Origin of the sequence: Pseudomonas sp. B21-010 (assembly GCF_024749325.1) — a bacterium.
Taxonomy (GTDB): Bacteria; Pseudomonadota; Gammaproteobacteria; order Pseudomonadales; family Pseudomonadaceae; genus Aquipseudomonas; species Aquipseudomonas kilonensis.
In genome coordinates this window covers 3,966,894-3,983,406 of the sequence record NZ_CP087198.1, presented here as the reverse complement: position 1 = coordinate 3,983,406, position 16,513 = coordinate 3,966,894, and the positions used below count along the sequence as shown (strand labels likewise).

16 protein-coding genes are annotated in these 16,513 nt (G+C 57.2%); 9 read left to right on the top strand and 7 right to left on the bottom strand.

Annotation, left to right across the window (positions count from 1 at the left end; translation table 11 throughout):
* Nucleotides 1-549: 549 nt before the first annotated feature.
* Nucleotides 550-2,010 carry a fatty acid desaturase gene (locus tag LOY50_RS17425; protein WP_258688679.1) on the bottom strand — a complete coding sequence of 487 codons (1,461 nt, stop codon included), beginning with the start codon at nt 2,008-2,010 and terminating at the stop codon, nt 550-552.
* Between the two features lie 171 nt (nt 2,011-2,181).
* On the opposite strand from LOY50_RS17425, the gene LOY50_RS17420 reads away from it, so the two are divergent.
* On the top strand, nt 2,182-2,847 hold the full coding sequence (locus tag LOY50_RS17420) for a hypothetical protein (protein ID WP_258691252.1): 666 nt from the start codon (nt 2,182-2,184) through the stop codon (nt 2,845-2,847).
* Nucleotides 2,841-3,956, top strand: a complete 1,116-nt coding sequence (locus LOY50_RS17415; RefSeq protein WP_258688675.1) for a hypothetical protein — start codon at nt 2,841-2,843, stop codon at nt 3,954-3,956. Before LOY50_RS17420 ends, LOY50_RS17415 begins: the two co-directional genes overlap by 7 nt.
* Here the strand turns inward: LOY50_RS17415 and LOY50_RS17410 are convergent.
* Both LOY50_RS17410 and LOY50_RS17405 read right to left on the bottom strand, forming a co-directional pair.
* Nucleotides 3,944-4,870 (bottom strand): hypothetical protein, encoded by a 927-nt coding sequence (locus tag LOY50_RS17410; protein ID WP_258688673.1) that lies wholly within the window; start codon nt 4,868-4,870, stop codon nt 3,944-3,946. The two genes, LOY50_RS17415 and LOY50_RS17410, sit on opposite strands and share 13 nt — an antisense overlap.
* A complete protein-coding gene (locus LOY50_RS17405; protein WP_253476038.1) occupies nt 4,867-5,745 on the bottom strand; it encodes a metal-dependent hydrolase in 879 nt (292 codons plus the stop codon). The genes LOY50_RS17410 and LOY50_RS17405 overlap by 4 nt, the downstream gene beginning before the upstream one ends.
* A gap of 89 nt (nt 5,746-5,834) precedes the next feature.
* On the opposite strand from LOY50_RS17405, the gene LOY50_RS17400 reads away from it, so the two are divergent.
* The 4 genes from LOY50_RS17400 to LOY50_RS17385 are packed head-to-tail and all read left to right on the top strand — an operon-like array spanning nt 5,835 to nt 9,894.
* Complete coding sequence (locus LOY50_RS17400; protein WP_258688672.1) at nt 5,835-6,764, top strand: fatty acid desaturase; 930 nt, start codon at nt 5,835-5,837, stop codon at nt 6,762-6,764.
* Entirely contained in the window at nt 6,764-8,365 is a 1,602-nt protein-coding gene (locus tag LOY50_RS17395) for a GH3 auxin-responsive promoter family protein (protein WP_258688671.1), read from the top strand. Before LOY50_RS17400 ends, LOY50_RS17395 begins: the two co-directional genes overlap by 1 nt.
* Nucleotides 8,350-9,435 (top strand): aromatic ring-hydroxylating dioxygenase subunit alpha, encoded by a 1,086-nt coding sequence (locus LOY50_RS17390; RefSeq protein WP_253476032.1) that lies wholly within the window; start codon nt 8,350-8,352, stop codon nt 9,433-9,435. Before LOY50_RS17395 ends, LOY50_RS17390 begins: the two co-directional genes overlap by 16 nt.
* Nucleotides 9,436-9,489: 54 nt before the next feature.
* A complete protein-coding gene (locus tag LOY50_RS17385) occupies nt 9,490-9,894 on the top strand; it encodes a thioesterase family protein (RefSeq protein WP_018601181.1) in 405 nt (134 codons plus the stop codon).
* 107 nt (nt 9,895-10,001) lie between these two features.
* Here the strand turns inward: LOY50_RS17385 and LOY50_RS17380 are convergent, their stop codons facing one another.
* Both LOY50_RS17380 and LOY50_RS17375 read right to left on the bottom strand, forming a co-directional pair.
* Nucleotides 10,002-12,170 carry a TonB-dependent siderophore receptor gene (locus tag LOY50_RS17380; RefSeq protein WP_258688670.1) on the bottom strand — a complete coding sequence of 723 codons (2,169 nt, stop codon included), beginning with the start codon at nt 12,168-12,170 and terminating at the stop codon, nt 10,002-10,004.
* Nucleotides 12,171-12,334: 164 nt separating this feature from the next.
* Nucleotides 12,335-12,709: a tautomerase family protein gene (locus LOY50_RS17375; RefSeq protein ID WP_258688666.1), complete on the bottom strand. Its 375-nt coding sequence runs from the start codon at nt 12,707-12,709 to the stop codon at nt 12,335-12,337.
* Between the two features lie 108 nt (nt 12,710-12,817).
* On the opposite strand from LOY50_RS17375, the gene LOY50_RS17370 reads away from it, so the two are divergent.
* Nucleotides 12,818-13,705 carry a LysR substrate-binding domain-containing protein gene (locus tag LOY50_RS17370; RefSeq protein ID WP_258688664.1) on the top strand — a complete coding sequence of 296 codons (888 nt, stop codon included), beginning with the start codon at nt 12,818-12,820 and terminating at the stop codon, nt 13,703-13,705.
* 103 nt (nt 13,706-13,808) lie between these two features.
* Here the strand turns inward: LOY50_RS17370 and LOY50_RS17365 are convergent, their stop codons facing one another.
* Nucleotides 13,809-14,258, bottom strand: coding sequence for a GNAT family acetyltransferase (locus tag LOY50_RS17365; RefSeq protein WP_258688663.1), 450 nt, complete (start codon nt 14,256-14,258; stop codon nt 13,809-13,811).
* A 191-nt stretch (nt 14,259-14,449) separates the two neighbouring features.
* Between LOY50_RS17365 and LOY50_RS17360 the strand changes: the two genes are divergently transcribed.
* Nucleotides 14,450-14,794 carry a cupin domain-containing protein gene (locus LOY50_RS17360; RefSeq protein ID WP_013693659.1) on the top strand — a complete coding sequence of 115 codons (345 nt, stop codon included), beginning with the start codon at nt 14,450-14,452 and terminating at the stop codon, nt 14,792-14,794.
* 85 nt (nt 14,795-14,879) lie between these two features.
* Here the strand turns inward: LOY50_RS17360 and LOY50_RS17355 are convergent, their stop codons facing one another.
* Nucleotides 14,880-15,524 carry an FMN-dependent NADH-azoreductase gene (locus tag LOY50_RS17355; protein WP_258688661.1) on the bottom strand — a complete coding sequence of 215 codons (645 nt, stop codon included), beginning with the start codon at nt 15,522-15,524 and terminating at the stop codon, nt 14,880-14,882.
* Between the two features lie 101 nt (nt 15,525-15,625).
* Here LOY50_RS17355 and LOY50_RS17350 point away from each other — a divergent pair, with 101 nt between their 5' ends.
* Complete coding sequence (locus LOY50_RS17350; protein ID WP_003203143.1) at nt 15,626-16,480, top strand: LysR substrate-binding domain-containing protein; 855 nt, start codon at nt 15,626-15,628, stop codon at nt 16,478-16,480.
* The last annotated feature ends 33 nt before the right edge of the window (nt 16,481-16,513 follow it).

Here is a 16,513-nt window from a genome sequence, read left to right as displayed (position 1 = left end):
GAGGAAAAGGCGTATCGACTGATTTCGGGGGGGCGAGGCAGGCGGATAATCAAAATCGGGGTCACAAAATCGGCACAAAATCAGGGTCAGGCCATGGTTATCAATTGTGGTTTGACCCTGAGGGGAGGCTTTCTACCGCTCTCGATAGTACTGCTCTCTACGCCTGGCCTCGTCCCGCTCCATTTCCTCATAATGCTTGCGCTCGTCCCGCTCCCTCTCTTCATGGCGATCGCGGTGTTTCCTGTCTTGTGCTCTATCCATTTCGCGCTGGTGTTCCCAGTGGCGCCTGTTTGCCTCTCGATAGTCCTGGTTCCGATCACCGGCAAATGCACCGGCTGAGGTGAAGCCAATCCAGGTGAGTACAAACATGGCAGCCATTCTCATGTGAGGGTGTCTCCGGGGTGGATGTGTGCGTGTGGTGCCATTGGTGGCTTGCGGTAGACCATGAGAAGGGGCGCAAGTGCTGATCAGGCTGCTGTTGCACAGCTATGTTCGCGTGGGAATTCCGAAAGGCGACACCGAGCGTTAAACAATCGAAAGAGGGTTGAATCAGCTTTTTTGCTTCGACCCAGACCAGAGCAGGGAAAGCAGCGTACGCGAGTCCATTAGGCGCTCGTCGGTACTCAGCAGGCCTGGAAGAGCATGCCATGGATGGTTGGCGCTGCGATGATGATGCAGATGCAGATTGATGTGATAAGGCCAAATGAAAAACCTTCCGACACACCCCACTTTCCATGCGTAAGTCCATTGCGGCCAGCCTGGGGTTACATCAGGTCCGCCACTGTGTTCGGCGATGCTACGGATTTTCTGTAGTAGCGTTCCCAAAGTGGCGAGTGGCAAAAACCATAACAGCACGATAAGCATCATTGTCTGGGCGCTGGTTTGCCAGGCGATGAACGACAAGAGGGCGAGCCAGATAATGCCCGCAGCGGCGATCGACCGGGTCATCTTCGGTGATGCTCCGCCCGCATCTCTGTAAGCACGCAGATTGCGCAGCGTATTGATAACGAACAGATCCCCCAGCAATTGCCTGAGCAATAATTTCCCGGACAGGGGTCGGAATTTCCACGGCTGCTGGTGATAAAGAAAGCGCCGCTCCGGGTCTTTCGTTGATCCCGTGTGCTGATGATGCTCAAGGTGCAGTGGCCGATAGAATTCAATGGGCACCGTACCCGGAACACCGATGGCCACGTTGATCAAAAAGTCATTGATACCGCGATGACGAGTCAGGTGATAGTGAGTCGCGTCGTGGTAAAGAATGAACAGTGCATGTTGGCGCGCGGCAATGATGACAAACGCCAGGCAATATAGACGCCAGTCCGAGACATACAGCGCAATGCGCAACGTCACGATGATGCACAACCATTCAAGCAGGATGGCCGCCAGGGTGCGCAAATCCACCTTGAGGCGACTCAGCGTGATTGTTATCAAACCTGCTGCTGCGCCAATGGCTGCTCCATAGACCACATCGAGCAGTACATGCTGGCCTGTCGTCAACACGGTGATTGCCAGCATCAGGCTCCACAGCGCGAAGATCCATGCCAGGCGGACACGCAGATAACCCAGCACAACGCTGATGGCCACCGGCAACGCCACATGTCCACTGGGTGACGCCGCTAGCGGTGAGTCAATGCTGTAGAACCACGTTAGCCACTGCGACGGGCTCTCCGGGCGCTCTATAAGGGTTGGCCAGAACAGGTGGCTCACCAGGCATGTTCCAGAGGCCAGGGCCCCGGCAAAAAAAACCGGTAGCAGCCAGTCGCAGCGACGCCCTAGAAACACCAGCGCGGGCATGATCAATAAATAGCTAAGGTACAAGGGGAGTGTGTAGGGCAGTTGCGCAACGTGCGCATCGATACTGCCGGGTTGAATAACCCGTACCGGCCCCATCGGGAAGTGCGTGACGAGAAAATACAGGACCCCCGTCACAACGGTGTAGGCCAGCAGCCAACTGACGGGGCGGGTCACCCTTGAGGCATTGACAGGATGGTGTGCGACAGTGGATGACATGATCAAGAGGCCTGGGTAAACGAGGAGGGCGATGAATGGAAGTCTACGTTGCATTGGCCGATTGATCTGGCCAATATCCGTCCCCCCTTGCTTGCGATGCTGAAGGTCTCCATGAGTTTGAGTGCAACCTCCGTTGAATGCGCCCATCTGCATCTGAATGAAATTGATCGGATGTTCGAGATTTATGCTGCGTCCTACGACGACACCTCGCGAGCAAGGTTCGATCAGGATTTCAAGGAAAAAACCCACTGCATCGTATTACGGGATGCGGGTGAAGTAATCGTTGGATTTACCACGCTCAAACTTTATGAAAAAACCTGGTCTGGCAAACCGATCAGGGTGATTTTTTCGGGCGATACCATCATTGATCGTGAACACTGGGGGAGCCAGCAACTGGCCTTCGCCTGGATGCGACTGGCGGGGGAAATCTGGCAGGAGCAGCCTGAAATCCCTCTCTATTGGTTTCTGATCTGCAAGGGGCACCGAACGTACCGTTATTTAGGCGCCATGGCGTTGAACTATTCACCCCGAGCCGGGGCGATGACGGATGCTGGCGTCCAGGCGCTGATGGACCACTTGGCGATCGATCGTTTTGGTGAGGCCTATGATCGGAAAACGGGTGTCCTGTCCTTCAAGGTTCCACAAGGTCGGCTGAGCGCGGAGTTGGCACAGGTTCCTGCGCCTCACCTGCGTCTGGCAAACGTATTGTATTTTCTGGAAAGAAATCCTTTTTACGCATTGGGTGATGAGTTGGTCTGTTTGTGCGAGCTGCACCCCAATAATTTACGGCCGATGGTGCTGCGCTTGTTTGCTGGCGCTCAACCATCGCCATGCTGATCCGCCAGGCAAGCGCCGCGGACAACCTGAAATTACTCGACTTTCAGGCGCAGCGGGCGATGCAGGGTGGCTTGCCGATGCGGTTTGACCGTGGGCCGGACTATTTCGCGCTGCATCGTTGTCACGCCATGGACCATCGAACCTGGATAGCGGAAAGCGAGGTGGGCGAACTGAAAGGCATCGCCAGCCTGGTGGTCCGCGATGGCTACCTTAATGGCGGTATCGAGCCGGTGGCCTATCTGGGGGACCTGCGGCTGGTGCCCGACCGGCGCTTGTCAAAGTCGTGGATGGCCGAGGTCAAGGTGCGGCTCGAAGCGTTGGCCCATGAAACCGGTGCGCAGCAGGCTTATTGCTGTGTCATTCGTGGCAATAGGCTTGCGGCTCACTCGCTTCTGGGGGGACGGCGAGCCAATCCGCTGATGCTTTCGCACTGGCGTGGCTATAGCAATGTCTCCGTGTATGGTCAGCGCGGATGGAGCAGCGCGCCAAGAACGCTGGAAAACGTCCGCATCGTTCGAGCCCAGCCGGCCCATACGGATGCACTGCGAGCGTTTCTCGACAGCGAGTCGGCAGGCCAGCCTTTTGGTTGCGTCTTCAGTGAAGCGCAGTTTTCCCGACGCCTGGACACCTGGCCGGACTTCGGTATCGAGTCATTTCTCCTGGCCTTGGATGCCCGTAACAATGTGCTCGGTTGTGTTGCCCCTTGGGATGCCGGGCGTATCAAGCGGGTGGTGCTGGAAAAGCTGCCCTTGTCGCACCAGGCGCTTCGCCTGGCTTTCAATGCTTGTGCGCCAGTCTTGGGGCGCCCTGCAATCGCTGCACCTGGCGAGGCGCTGCAGGACATCTACCTGACTCATTTACAGGTGCGGCAGCGAGATCCGCACATTTTCGCTGCGCTGCTGGATGCCGCTTGGGTGCGCGTTCGCAGTCAGTACGCGTTGATGCAAATGTGCTTGTATGACAATGACCCGCTTTGGGCCGCCATGAACCGTTATCGTAGCGTCACCATTCCCATGGACCTGTATACGGCGCCCTGCGTCGGCAGTGCGTCAGCACTGGCACCGGTGGATGCGGCGCGTATTCCGGGGTTTGAGATCTATCTCGTCTGATTGCCCCGGCCGGGCTTGGTCTGGTGCAAGACGTTCAACAGCGCCAACCAGAAACGGGTCGCGTCAAATCCACCACCGCCCAAAACAGGTTGGCCGTGATCGAGGTGCGGCAGGCAAATCTGCGGCATGCCATCGAGTCGCTGATGGTCGAGGTAAAACTGACCGTCATGCGCCCAGCCGGGTCGCAGTGCATTGAGGCGTGCGTGATGCGTGTCAAAACCAGAGCTGGGCGCGCAGCTCCAACTGACGACATGCGCGCAATGCAGGTCAGGGCCCAGATGATTGAGCATGTGAACAACGTGCGGGTCGCGCAGGCGGCTGATGTCTCGTGTGCCATCGGCCACCCACGGCATTTTTGCAAACACTCGACGAAGGCGATCTAGAGGATATCGTTGGGCCGGTTGCCACGTGCTGCAACCCAGCACCTCATCCATGACCGTCGACGGGCCTGCCGGCGGTTGCACCAACGCCACGCCGTCGCACGCCTCACTCAAGACGCTGCTCTGCAGGATGGCTGCAAGTGCATCGAGCCCCCCCTTACTGTGCGCCAACACAACAAATCGCTGGCCTGGCTTGAGTTCGGCAGTCAGTACCTTGTTGATAGACGTTCCTTGAGCCATCACCCCACGCGAAGAACGCACGGGCATGCGCAGGACCTGATAGTTCGAGCGCCGTAACGTCTGGGCGCAATCTTGAAAACAACGTGGCAACCATTCGGAAAACAGCCCGGCAACCAGCACCACCAACGTACTTCGAGGAAGACGTGGCACGGGGGCATGCCAGCACGAGATAAATTGCTCTGTCCAATCAAGGTGTGCAGCAGGTCTCGCCAATTGCGTTGCTGGAAAGTGAAGTGGCCATTCGTCAAAGCCTTCTGGTATCCAGGTTTTTTTTCCCGGCAAGGATGGGCTCATGGCTTGGGCTCAGCGAATTCATCCAGTCTTCGGCGGGCCGCTTCCAAGGCTTCACTGTTGTCGAGCTTATCGGGGTGAAAACCAGGAATGAACCACGCCAGCCAGCTCGGAAATGCACGGGTCAGCGGGCCAGGATTCACAAACAACCACCATTGCAAGCGCGCCCACCCTCGCCAGTTACGGCGTTGCCCATCAGTCCCTGCAAGTTGGTAAATGAAATACAGCACATCGACGGCGAAGTACGCGGTCATTATCAGCATGACCCCGCATCGCATCAGGTATCGCCAAAGTGGATTGCGCACAACCAGGCACAACACGTCGTAGGCGACGGCCTTGTGTTCGGTTTCTTCTATGGCATGCCAACGCCAGAGCATGGCCATCCTCGAATCGGCACCGTTGAGAACAGCGGGATTTCGCAAAAGCTGATCAGAGAGAATGGCCGTGAAATGCTCCAGGCTGGCGGTCATGGCCAGACGAGTCGCTGGCGTAAATCGATTGCCAACCTCTTGTCGGCGCAGCAGCAGTTTTTCCAGTGCCTCAACAGGCGCGCCTTGTGCCGCGAGTAGCTGGTTATACAGCCTGTGCTCACGAATATGCGCCGCCTCCTGATAAACAAACGCTTCAACCGCGTTGCACAGCGAAAGATCGGTTTCTATCTCGGTACGAAAGTGCGTGACGCTATCAATGAACAGCTTTTCGCCGAGTGGAAACATGATCGACAGGCCATCAAAAAAACGCGTGACGTGAGGCCAGTCACGGTACCAATAACGGGGAATACGCTCATCGAGAGCAAAGCGTACGTTGCGGCGGAGAATTTTTGCGGCAGGTGGTTTTGCCGCCGAGCACCAGGACAAGAGGGCTTTGAGATACGACATATCAGCGGGTGCGGCCCTGAAAAACTATAGGCTATCTCTTTTGTCACTGATCGTGTAAATGGATATCCGACTTTCCATGGGGCCTCTTAATGCGCAGTTCCGGTGACATTTCATCCTCTAGTCGTTACGACGTGGCCAATCTGTGTGTACTGATGCTGCAGACATTGGTTTGGGGGGCGACGCTGACCTGGTTGTCACACACGGATGCGGGTTGGCCCAAGTGGCTTGTGCTGATGCCTTTTTGCCTGGTCATGCAAGGCGTCTTTTCGATGATGCACGAGGCCTTTCATGGGCTGGCCCATAGTCAAAAAAAGTTGAATTACTTCGTCATGTGGTGGGCTTCAACCCTGTTTGGTGCATCGGCCACGCTCATCCATATCAACCATCTGGGGCACCACACGCGTAATCGCACCCGAGCAGAGCTGGCTGATTTTGCCAGCGCAAACGAATCGTTGCTGCGCAAGCGCGTCGAATACTATTTCGCGATTCTGGGGGGGATCTGGTTCGCAGCATTTATCGGCAGTCTTTTGTTGCCGTTGCTGCCGGCACGTATCACTGACCGGTGGTCGCAAACCGCAGAGGTCAATACGTATGCGGCCGCCTTCAAGGACTTTTCAAAAAGCGATTTCAGCCGTATCCGGCTGGAGGTGATCGCCAGTGTCGCGGTGTGGTTATCGGCCGGGATAGTGTTGGGATGGAAGTGGCCTGTCGTCCTGGCTACCTACATCGCTTTTGCTTTTTCCTGGTCTTCGCTGCAGTGGGTCTACCACATGCGCACACCGTTGGACGTGGTGGAGGGGGCCTACAACATGAGGGCGCCGCGGCTGGTCCGCTGGGCATTTTTGAACTTCAACTACAACCTCACCCATCATCGTCAATCACAACTGCATTGGCAGCAGATGCACCGGGCCTCGAACCTGAAGGAAACCCGGCCATTGTGGTTTGGCTGGCTACAGGTTTTCTTGCCGCCCCAGCGTTTACCGGATGACGTGACGCAACTCGACAAGACCTACTTCTGATGAGTGCCAACAATGGCGTCAGACGCGCGCTGTGGAAACGTTTTATAGACAGTGCCCAACCCACGCTTGATCGGTGGCACGAGCAACTTGAGCAACCAGAACTGACGCAAGAACGCCTATTGCAGCGATTGCTAAAGGCCAACAGTGATTGTGCGTTCGGGCGTGCCCACCACTTTGCGCGTATCGCTGATTCAACGCAGTTTCGCGCCAACGTCCCGATTCACGCTTACTCGCAACTGCATCCCTGGATACAGCGAGCTCAACAGGAATCGGAACCGATTTTGACCTCCCGCCCGCCACTGTTCTTTGAACGTACAAGCGGTAGCAGTGCGCTGCACAAAGCGATTCCTTATACACGCGACTTTCTCTCTGAAATGCACAGTGCTTTAGGCGTCTGGCTGGCGGATATGCACCGTCAAGTCCCCGGGATCAGCCATGGCTCAGGCTATTGGTCAATGTCACCCCCCTTGCAAGTGCCGGTGACGGGCCCCAATGGTATTGCCGTTGGTTCAGCCAGTGACCTGGAGTACTTGAGCGGCAGCAGCATTGCCGGGTTGGCCGGGACGTTGTTGATTCCGGAGTTTGCCGGCGATCTGTCCAACTGGCGTAGACAGACCCTCCTGGCGTTGGTGGCAGACGCTGATTTGAGTTTTATCAGTGTCTGGAGTCCTACGTTCTTGACCAGTCTGTTACAGCCAATTTTCGATGGCGAAAGCGCTGAGCATGAGCAGACGTTTGCATGGCTGGGCGATGCGCTTCCCGCCGCCCGCAGGTCTGCGTTGCGCCGAGCGCGATCCCAAGGTGTCTGCACCGAGTTATGGCCACGGCTGGCTGCCGTCAGTTGCTGGATGGATGGCCCCAGCCGCAACTACTACAGGCAATTGGCGGCGCGCTTCCCTCAGGTGCAATGGTTACCCAAAGGGCTTTTTGCCACCGAAGGTGTGGTGAGCGTGCCATTTGGTGACGGGCCGGGGTGTCCCTTGGCGATTGGCAGCCATTATCTCGAGTTTCTCTGCGAAGACGGTTCGCTACGCAATGCCCACTCCCTGCGCATGGGCGAAAGCGCGCAAGTGCTGCTGACAACCGGTGGCGGCTTGTATCGCTACGCATTGGGCGACCGGGTCCGAGTCGTCGGAATGCTGGCGGCTACTCCGCGTGTAGAGTTTGTGGGGCGTACTGCGGTGACCAGTGATCTGGTCGGAGAAAAGCTTGATGAGCACATCGTGCAGAGCATATTTGACCGTTGCATCACCACGACAGGGGCTGCTTGCCTGATCCCCAATGCTTCGGCGATGCCACCGCATTACCTCGCGCTGGTGGCGACATCTGAAGACCTGGATGCAAGCGCGCTGGCGCTGGCGGTCGAGGCGGAGTTGTCCAACGCCTTTCATTACAACCAGGCACGCAGGCTTGGGCAGTTGGGGCCTCTTCGGGTTCGCTTGCTCAAAGGCAGCGCTGATGTGCTGGCTCAAGTACTGCAACAGGCGGCGGAGTTAAGCGGTATCCGCGCCGGTGACGTCAAACCGCGCCCACTTATCAATCGGCTCGAGACAGCCGATGCCATTCTCGCGCTAACGGAAAGCTCATGTCGGCATCTTTAAATACCACCTTCGAGACCCCTTGCGATGCAACCCTCGAACAATGGTATGTGGCTTGCGCGCAGAAAGAACTGCGTAAGAACACACCTTACAGGGCAAAAATCCTCGGACTGAACCTGGTGCTTTTTCGTCAGGGTGATGGGCAGGTAGCGGCGTTGCTGGACCAATGCGTGCATCGGGGAACCCGATTGTCCGCCGGCAAAGTTTCCGATAATTGCCTCGTCTGTCCCTACCATGGCTGGCGCTACGATGCTCAAGGGCACGTGGTTCATATCCCCAGTGTTGGCGATAAACAGTGCTCATCGCCATCAGGCGAGTATCGGTACAAACAGCGTCATTTTGCCGTGCAGGAACTTGATGGCTTGATCTGGGTATACACCGGTGCAGGTGACCCGCAGGCCAAGCCCCTGTTCAGGCTGCCGGCTTACGCTGACCAGCGCTGGCAGAGCTATTTCATGATCAACACCTTTGAGGCCGACGTAGGCAGCCTGGTGCAGAACTTCATGGACGTGCCGCATACCGTATTCGTGCACGAGGGCATCTTCAGATCCAGCACCGGTCGTTCGATGGACGCCACGCTCGCGTGTAAAGCGCGGAGCATTGAAGTGACCTATCACGATGACGGGGACAAGATTGGTGTCATGAACTGGCTGAGTAATCCCGACGGCGAACCGCTGGTTCACACCGATCGTTTTTTTGCGCCCAACGTCACGCGCTGCGACTACCAGTGGGGCGAGCGTTCGGCTTTTTTGATCATCAGTCAAATTACGCCAATCGATTCACGTCAGTCGCGCGTCTATACCTACATCGCTTACCGCTTCCGGTTACCCCGCTGGGTACTGCGGATGTTGCGTCCGTTCATCCATCTGTACACCCGCATCGTCATTCGCCAAGACGTGAAGATCATTCAAGCACACCGCCAAGGCCTTGATAACGCACCGGACTTCAAGCCATCCAATGTGCAAGCGGATGCCATACATGTCGGTGTCGAGCAGCTACTGGCGGCGGTAAGGCTAGGCGAGGATTTGCCACCGGCACAGCGTCGTGAGAGCCGGATACGGTTTGAGCTTTGATGGCGGCGACAAAAATACGTACCAAGGCTCGAATAACTAAAGGGAAAGAGACCAATGCCTCATGCGGTTTTCGTCAGTAGAACGATTTTATTTGGCGACTGTGATCCGGCAGGCGTGGTTTACACGCCGAGATTTTCGTATTTTTCAGTAGAGGCCATCTACGTAGCACTTGATAAGTGGCTGGGCACGCCCGGGCTCAGAACACTCATGGGCTTTGAAATATTGCCGCCGGTACGCGCCATGTCAATGGAGTTTCTGGTGCCTTTGACGTGGGATGATGAGTTATCTATCAAAGTCAGTGTGGCGAAGGTGGGCGTCCATTCGTTCACGTTTCTGGTCGAAGGGTTTGTTGTTGATGGGCCCTTATCTTTTGTGGCAAATGTCACTCATGTATGTGTCTCGCCGGAAACCAAAGAGGTGGTCGCCGTTCCAGCACAACTGAGAGCGCTTCTTTCATAACCCGCTGGAAAGACCTTCGTCCGGACAGAGAAAGAGAGATTTCATGTGCTGGGCCTGGCCCTGAAACAGGCATGAACCTGGTTCAAGACCAGACAAATCCGCTCTTCTTAGAAACTGTACTCGGCAGTCAGCAGCATGTTGCGTGGGCTGCCGTAGGAATCACCGCCGTAGCTCACGGAGTTGGCGATGGTCGAGTAGTACCGGCGGTCGAAGATGTTGTTGGCGTTGACCTGCAAGTCCAGGTTCTGGCTGACCCGGTAGCCGGCCATCAGGTCGGTGATCGCGTAGCTGCCCTGTTCGAGGCGGTATTTGCTGCCATCAGCCAGCGGGATGTCGTTGTACAGGCGGCTCTGCCAGGAGACGTTGCCGCCCACGCGCAGTTTTTCCAGCGGGCCCTGGAAGTGGTAGCTGGTGGTCAGCTTGAACAGATGCTCCGGCGTGTCGGTGTCGAACTGCTTGTTTACGTTCTGCGGGTTGGCGGCATCCTTGATGGTGTGTGTTCGCGCGTAGGTGTAGCCACCGCCGACTTGCCAGTTTTCGGTCAAGGCACCTTGCAATTCGAAGTCGATACCCTGGCTGCGAATCTCGCCGGAGGCTTCGTAGCATTCTGCCTGTGGGCAGTCTGCCGGGGGGATCTTCACCGCGCGGTTCTCTTGATCGACGCGGAACAGCGCCACGCTCGCGTTCAGCGCGCCATCAAAATATTCGCCCTTGATGCCGACCTCGTAGTTCTTGCCGACAATCGGCTTGACCGGGCTACCCGAGGTATCCTTTTCGCGCTGCGGCGTGAAGATATCGCTGTAGCTGACGTAGACCGAGTGGTGGTCGTCCAGGTCATAGATCAAGCCGGCGTAACGGGTGAGGTTACGGGTGACCTTGTAGTCGGTGTCGCCATCGCGGTTATCGTAGTCGTACCAGTCCAGGCGTCCGCCGAGGATCAACTTCAACGGGTCGGCCAGGCTCAGGCGTGTGGTGAGGTAGACGCCGTCCTGGGTGGTCACTTCGCGCTGGTTGTTGGTGTGGACGAAGTTCGGTTTACCCCCATTGATCGGCCAGTTCATGTCGTACGGGCTGTAGTTGTGGGTGGTCATGTCGTAGATGCGCTTGCTGGCGCCCACCACCAGTTCATGGCTGCGCCCGAACGCCTCGAAGGGCCCACTGGCAAAGGCGTCTACGCCGGTCTGGTTTTCATCGAAGTCGGCTTGGTAAACCGTGCGGGCCAGGGTGTTGTTGTCCCAGCGCGATTGATAAGAGCCGGAGAACAACGCGTTCTGTTCGGAGTAGTTGGCGTTGACCTGAAGGTTCCAGTCGTTGGCCAGGTGATGACGGACTTCGGCGAATACGGTGTTGATCTCCTGATCCTTGTTCTCCCAATCCGTGCCCGGATTGTAGGAACGTGGCAGGTCCAGATGATGGCCGTCCTGGCCGATCATCGAAGAGCCCCAGAAGTAATTGGTCTTGTCCTTCTGGTGGGAAAACCCCAGGGTCAGGGTGGTGTCTTCGTTCAAGTCCGCTTCGGTGACCGCATAGAACAGGCCATGATCCTCCTTGACATTGTCGATGAAGCTGTTGGCGTCCTGGTAAGAGGTCACGACCCGGCCGCGCAACGTGCCACTGTCGTTGAGCGGGCTGGAGGCATCGACCTCGCCACGGTAGTCGTCCCAACTGCCGGCAGCACCGGTCAGGGTGACTTTCTGCTCGGCCAATGGCCGCTTGCGGATCAGGTTGATGGCGGCCGAAGGGTTGCCTGCACCCGTCACCAGGCCGGTGGCACCGCGCACCACCTCGACTCGATCAAACATCGCCAAGTTAGGCTGGGAGCCGACGTTAACGCCGTCGTAGCCACTCGGGATGCCGTCATACATCAAGTTGTCGATTTCAAAACCGCGTGCCTTGTAGGTCTGCCGGCCAGGACCGGAGGAAAAGTCCAGGAACAAACCGGGCGTCGCCTTGACCACGTCGTTGATGTCGGTCATCGCCTGGTCATCCATGCGCTGGCGCGTAATGACGGTGACGGCTTGTGGGGTTTCACGCATCGTCAGCGGGAGTTTGGTCGCGGTCGACATCGCGCCGGTGGTGTAGGACTCGGTGCCTTCCGTGGTACTCCCCAGTTGGCCGCTCCCGGAGACCTCGGTTGCGTCTAGTTCCAGGGTGGCGGGTGGGGTGGTGCTGTTGTCATCGGCGTAGGCGGGGGCCATGGAGATCATGCAGATGGCCATGGCTAGAAGATTGCGGGCAGGGGTGAAATGACGTGGCGGGGTGGCACAAGTCGACATGAATAGTCCTTAGATACTAATGCTTGTGAGAGTGATTCGCATTAAGTATCACAAGATTCATCTGGGCGATAAAGTTTGTTGCGGTTGGAGTAGGCGATGCGCAGGGTGCACCGCCACCGTACAGCCATCCACGATGACCGTCGTACCCAGCACAAACCTGAAGGCTAGTTCCCCCGGCCACCACCAAACGACCATTCATCGCTGGCCGTAGTGGTGATCACCACCATGACATCCTCCGCGTCGAGACCTGGCGCCCGCCCCAATTTCTCGACCAGATCGCGGTAGAAACGCTGTTTCGTCTCGACGCTTCGAGGGCGGCCGGCGGTAATCGTGATCAGCACAAAGTCATGGCTACGCGGTCCGCCCAGGTAGTCGGGATCAAATATCAACTCGCCCACTTCATGTTGGTGGATGACCTGGAAGCGATCGGTCTTCGGCACCTCGAAGCTATCAACCAAGGCATCGTGCAGCCCTTGGGACAATGCTTGTAGATACTCGGCCGACTTCCCCCGGTGCAGTGAAATACGTGAAAACGGCATAACAGTTACTCCCATGGCTAAAGCGACAGGGGGGAAAACTATCAAGTCGCGATAGTTCCGAATATCAGATTTAATAGGGTTGATCATCCCAAATTAGTGGACTATTCAATGCGCCGTCCGACCTTCGATCTTGATGTATTGCGTACGTTCGTCACCGGCGTGGAGTTCAACAGCTTTGCCAAAGCGGCGGATCGTCTCGGCCGATCGACTTCTGCCGTGAGCGCTCAATTGAAGAAGCTTGAGGAGCAGATCGGTACTCCGGTGCTGGCCAAATCCGGTCGAGGGTTAGTCTTGACGCCCGTAGGTGAATCACTGCTCAGTCATGCCCGTCGGTTACTGGAACTGAACGACGGCATTTTCCAGGCCCTGCATGAAAGCCAAGCCGCGGGGACAATTCGCCTCGGGCTTCAAGAAGACTTTGGGGAACATTTACTGAGCGAGATCCTTCGACGCTTCGTCCAGACGTACCCGATGGTGATTCTCGAGGTCAGGATCGCGCGCAACGCCGAACTGCTTGCGTTGGTCGAAAGTGCTGGTCTGGACTTGGCCCTGACATGGGACACAGGGCATACGTCGCCCTATGCCACGCGGCTGGGCGAAACACAGATGCACTGGATCGGGGCCCGTGACATGCCGTCACTGACCCGCCTTGCTGATTCACCGCTGCCATTGATCATGTTCGACGCGCCTTGCGTATTGCGTAGCGCTGCCACACAGGCATTGGATGCCGCGCAAATTCCCTGGCGAATCGCCCTGACCAGCCCCAGCGTCGCGAGTATCTGGGCGGCCGTCGCCGCCGGCTTGGGCTTGACGCTGCGAACTCGCATCGGGCTGCCGAGTCATCTCGCCGTCGTTTCCGGCTTGCCGGCCGTACCAAGCCTTGGCTATGTGCTTCACCGCAGTGGAGAAGACTCGACGCCTGCCATCCAGCAACTGGCCGAGTTGATCAAAACGAGCCTGCAAGAGCACACGTTCGATTTTTCGGTTGCGCAGTAGTTGGAGGTATCAGATTGGGGACCTGATACACAGGTCAAAAGTAGTGGTCGACGCGAAGTGGGGTATCGCGGGAATGCACTCTGAACTCCTGGCGGATATTCCTTCAGGACTGTCCGCCAGGCATCACGATATTCGATTCGATTTTCTTCCCCATGCTGAGGCGTGGCTCGACCGAGTAGCCCAGCGACTCATAGAACGTTTTGACGTTCTCATTTGCGCTGACAATCTGCAGGTTGATCTTCATGCACCCTCGGGCAGTCAACGCGCCCTCGGCATGACGGACCAGGTTTGCCCCTAAGCCTTTTCTACGATGCGCAGGATGCACCGCCACCGAGTACAGCCATCCCCGATGGCCGTCGTACCCGGCTAGAACGGTGCCGACAACTTCCTCTCCAGCCAGAGCAACAAAAAAGAGGCCATCGGATACGGCCAGCTTCTTGTCGATAGCCAGGCTGGGGGTGTTATGGGCGGTTTCGTAACCGAATACGGTTTCCCATAGTTGCATGACGGAAAGCCGATGGCGTTCGTTTGAATAATTGGCAATGGCATCCATGGCGCAGCTCCCGAATTGAAGTGGCTGACGCTATCTCCCAGTCGAGGGTGCTGTCCATTGTCTTCTTTTGGCGAGTTCTCGTAGCGACGCGGACTTCAAAGCAAGGATACCCTTTGTCGCCTTCCAACTGATCACACCTTTCAGGGTCTTTACTTCCAGTTAGGCCCTGAAGGTAAAGTTGGGAGCGCGCGATGAGCAACGAACAGGTGGCGCCTGAGACGAAAGGGGTGACGGTGACGTTACTGTCGACGATTGACCTGGGGCCTGAGATCGAGGGTATGGCAGGGCGCCAACTCAGGATGCGCAGGGTGACCATAGAGCCTGGAGGCGTCTTCGGGCCGATCCACAACCATGTCGACAGACCAGGCACCGTCTACATCCTGCAAGGCACGATCACCGACCATCGAAATGGCGTCGCCACGGATTACGGGCCGGGAGTGGGCTGGCCCGAGGACAGGAACACCACGCACTGGCTTGAGAACAGAGGCACGATTGCGGCGGTGGAGATCTCGGTGGATATTGTCAGGCAAGGGTAAGTTCATTGACTTCACTTGAACTGAGCAACCAGCCAATCCTTCAAACGCCCGCACGCCGGATCTTCAGCCTTCTTCTCATCGATCATCAGGTGCTGATAAAGCTGTCTGCCAGGTCCCTGGCCTGCTGAGTCGCGGCCTCACGCGCGTGCCGATCGACGTCTTCCCCCAGGATGGTTTTCTCCACAATCACCGAATGCACATCCGTGACGCCGATAAATTTCAGCCAGGCTTCCACGTAGGGCTTCTGGAAGTCGAAGCGCTCCGCCGGTGTGCTCGACTGCGCCGAAAAATCCAGGCCGCGGGCGTACATCACCACGGCGAGTTTATTGTGCAACATGCCTTCCAGACCGCGTTGCGGGTCAACGCTGAACAGGATGTCTTTCTGCGATACCAGGTCGATGAAGTGCTTGAGTTTGTACGGGATGCTGAAATTCCACAGCGGTACGGACATCACCAGAACATCCGCACGGTGCAGCTGACTTGCCAACGTTTCTAAGGTGTTCCAGGCCTCTTGTTGTGCGGTGGTCAACGGCGTGCCATTGAGCCCGGCGTATTTGGCCTCCATGGCCAGATCATCGAATTCCGGCAGGGCCATGTCCCAGAGGTCGAGGGTGATGATCTCGGTGTCCGGGGTGTTGGCTTGATAACGCGCAATGAAGCTGCGCGCGACTTCAAGGGAGGCCGAACGCTGCTTGCGTGGAGAGCACTGAATATGGAGAAGAGTCGTCATGACGCACCTTGAATGAGGGCAGGGCAGGTGGGAGCATTGCAACATAGTTGTAATTGAAATATAAATCGTAAATTACAGCTCAATTGATCACGTATAAAACTATGTTCGATGCTCTGCTGCTCAAGACATTGGTCACGGTCGTCGATGAAGACGGCTTCAGCCGCGCCGCCCAGAAGCTGCACCTGACTCAATCTGCGGTCAGTGGCCACGTGCGGCGATTGGAAGAACAGATTGGTAAACCCCTGTTGACGCGCACCACCCGTTCCCAGCAACTGACGGCCGATGGCGAGCGTCTGGTCTCTTACGCGCGCACGATCCTCGCGCTCAACCGTGATGCCTGGACAGACCTGACACGCACGCCGTTTCATGGACGGCTGCGGATCGGGGTGTCCGAAGATTTTGTCGAGGCTCGATTACTGCGCACTGTTCAGGATTTTGCGGCGCAGTACCCCGGGATGGAGATCGAGGTGCAGGTAAACATTCCGGGGACGTTACTGGCGCTGATGAAGCAAGGGCATCTGGAGGTGGTCATCGGTTCGCTGTGCGAAACCAGCGAAGCAGGGCTGTTGCTATGGCAAGAGCCGCTGGTGTGGGCCTGGTCGGCGCAACCCGTCGCGCGGTTACCCACGCCGTTGCCGCTGGCCCTGTTCCCCGAGCCGTGCCCTTATCGCGAGGCCGCGCTGACAAGGCTGGCGCAGGCGGGGATCGCCCAACGCACAGTGATGTTGTGCAGCAGCACGGCCGGGTTACGGGCGTCGGCCTTGGCAGGCTTCGCGGTAGCGCCCATGCCACTGAGTCAGTTGGGGCAAGGATTGGCGGTCATTGGGGTCGAACATGGGTTGCCGGATTTGCCGGATGCCCAATGTCGGCTGTTCACCTCGCCCGATGCGGATCAGACGATTGTGGCAGCGGTCACTCAGCTCATGCTGGAGTATTGCGCCAAGCGCAGGGCTTGATTGTCATTTCAAAGGGGCTGCTTGAGCGCCTCA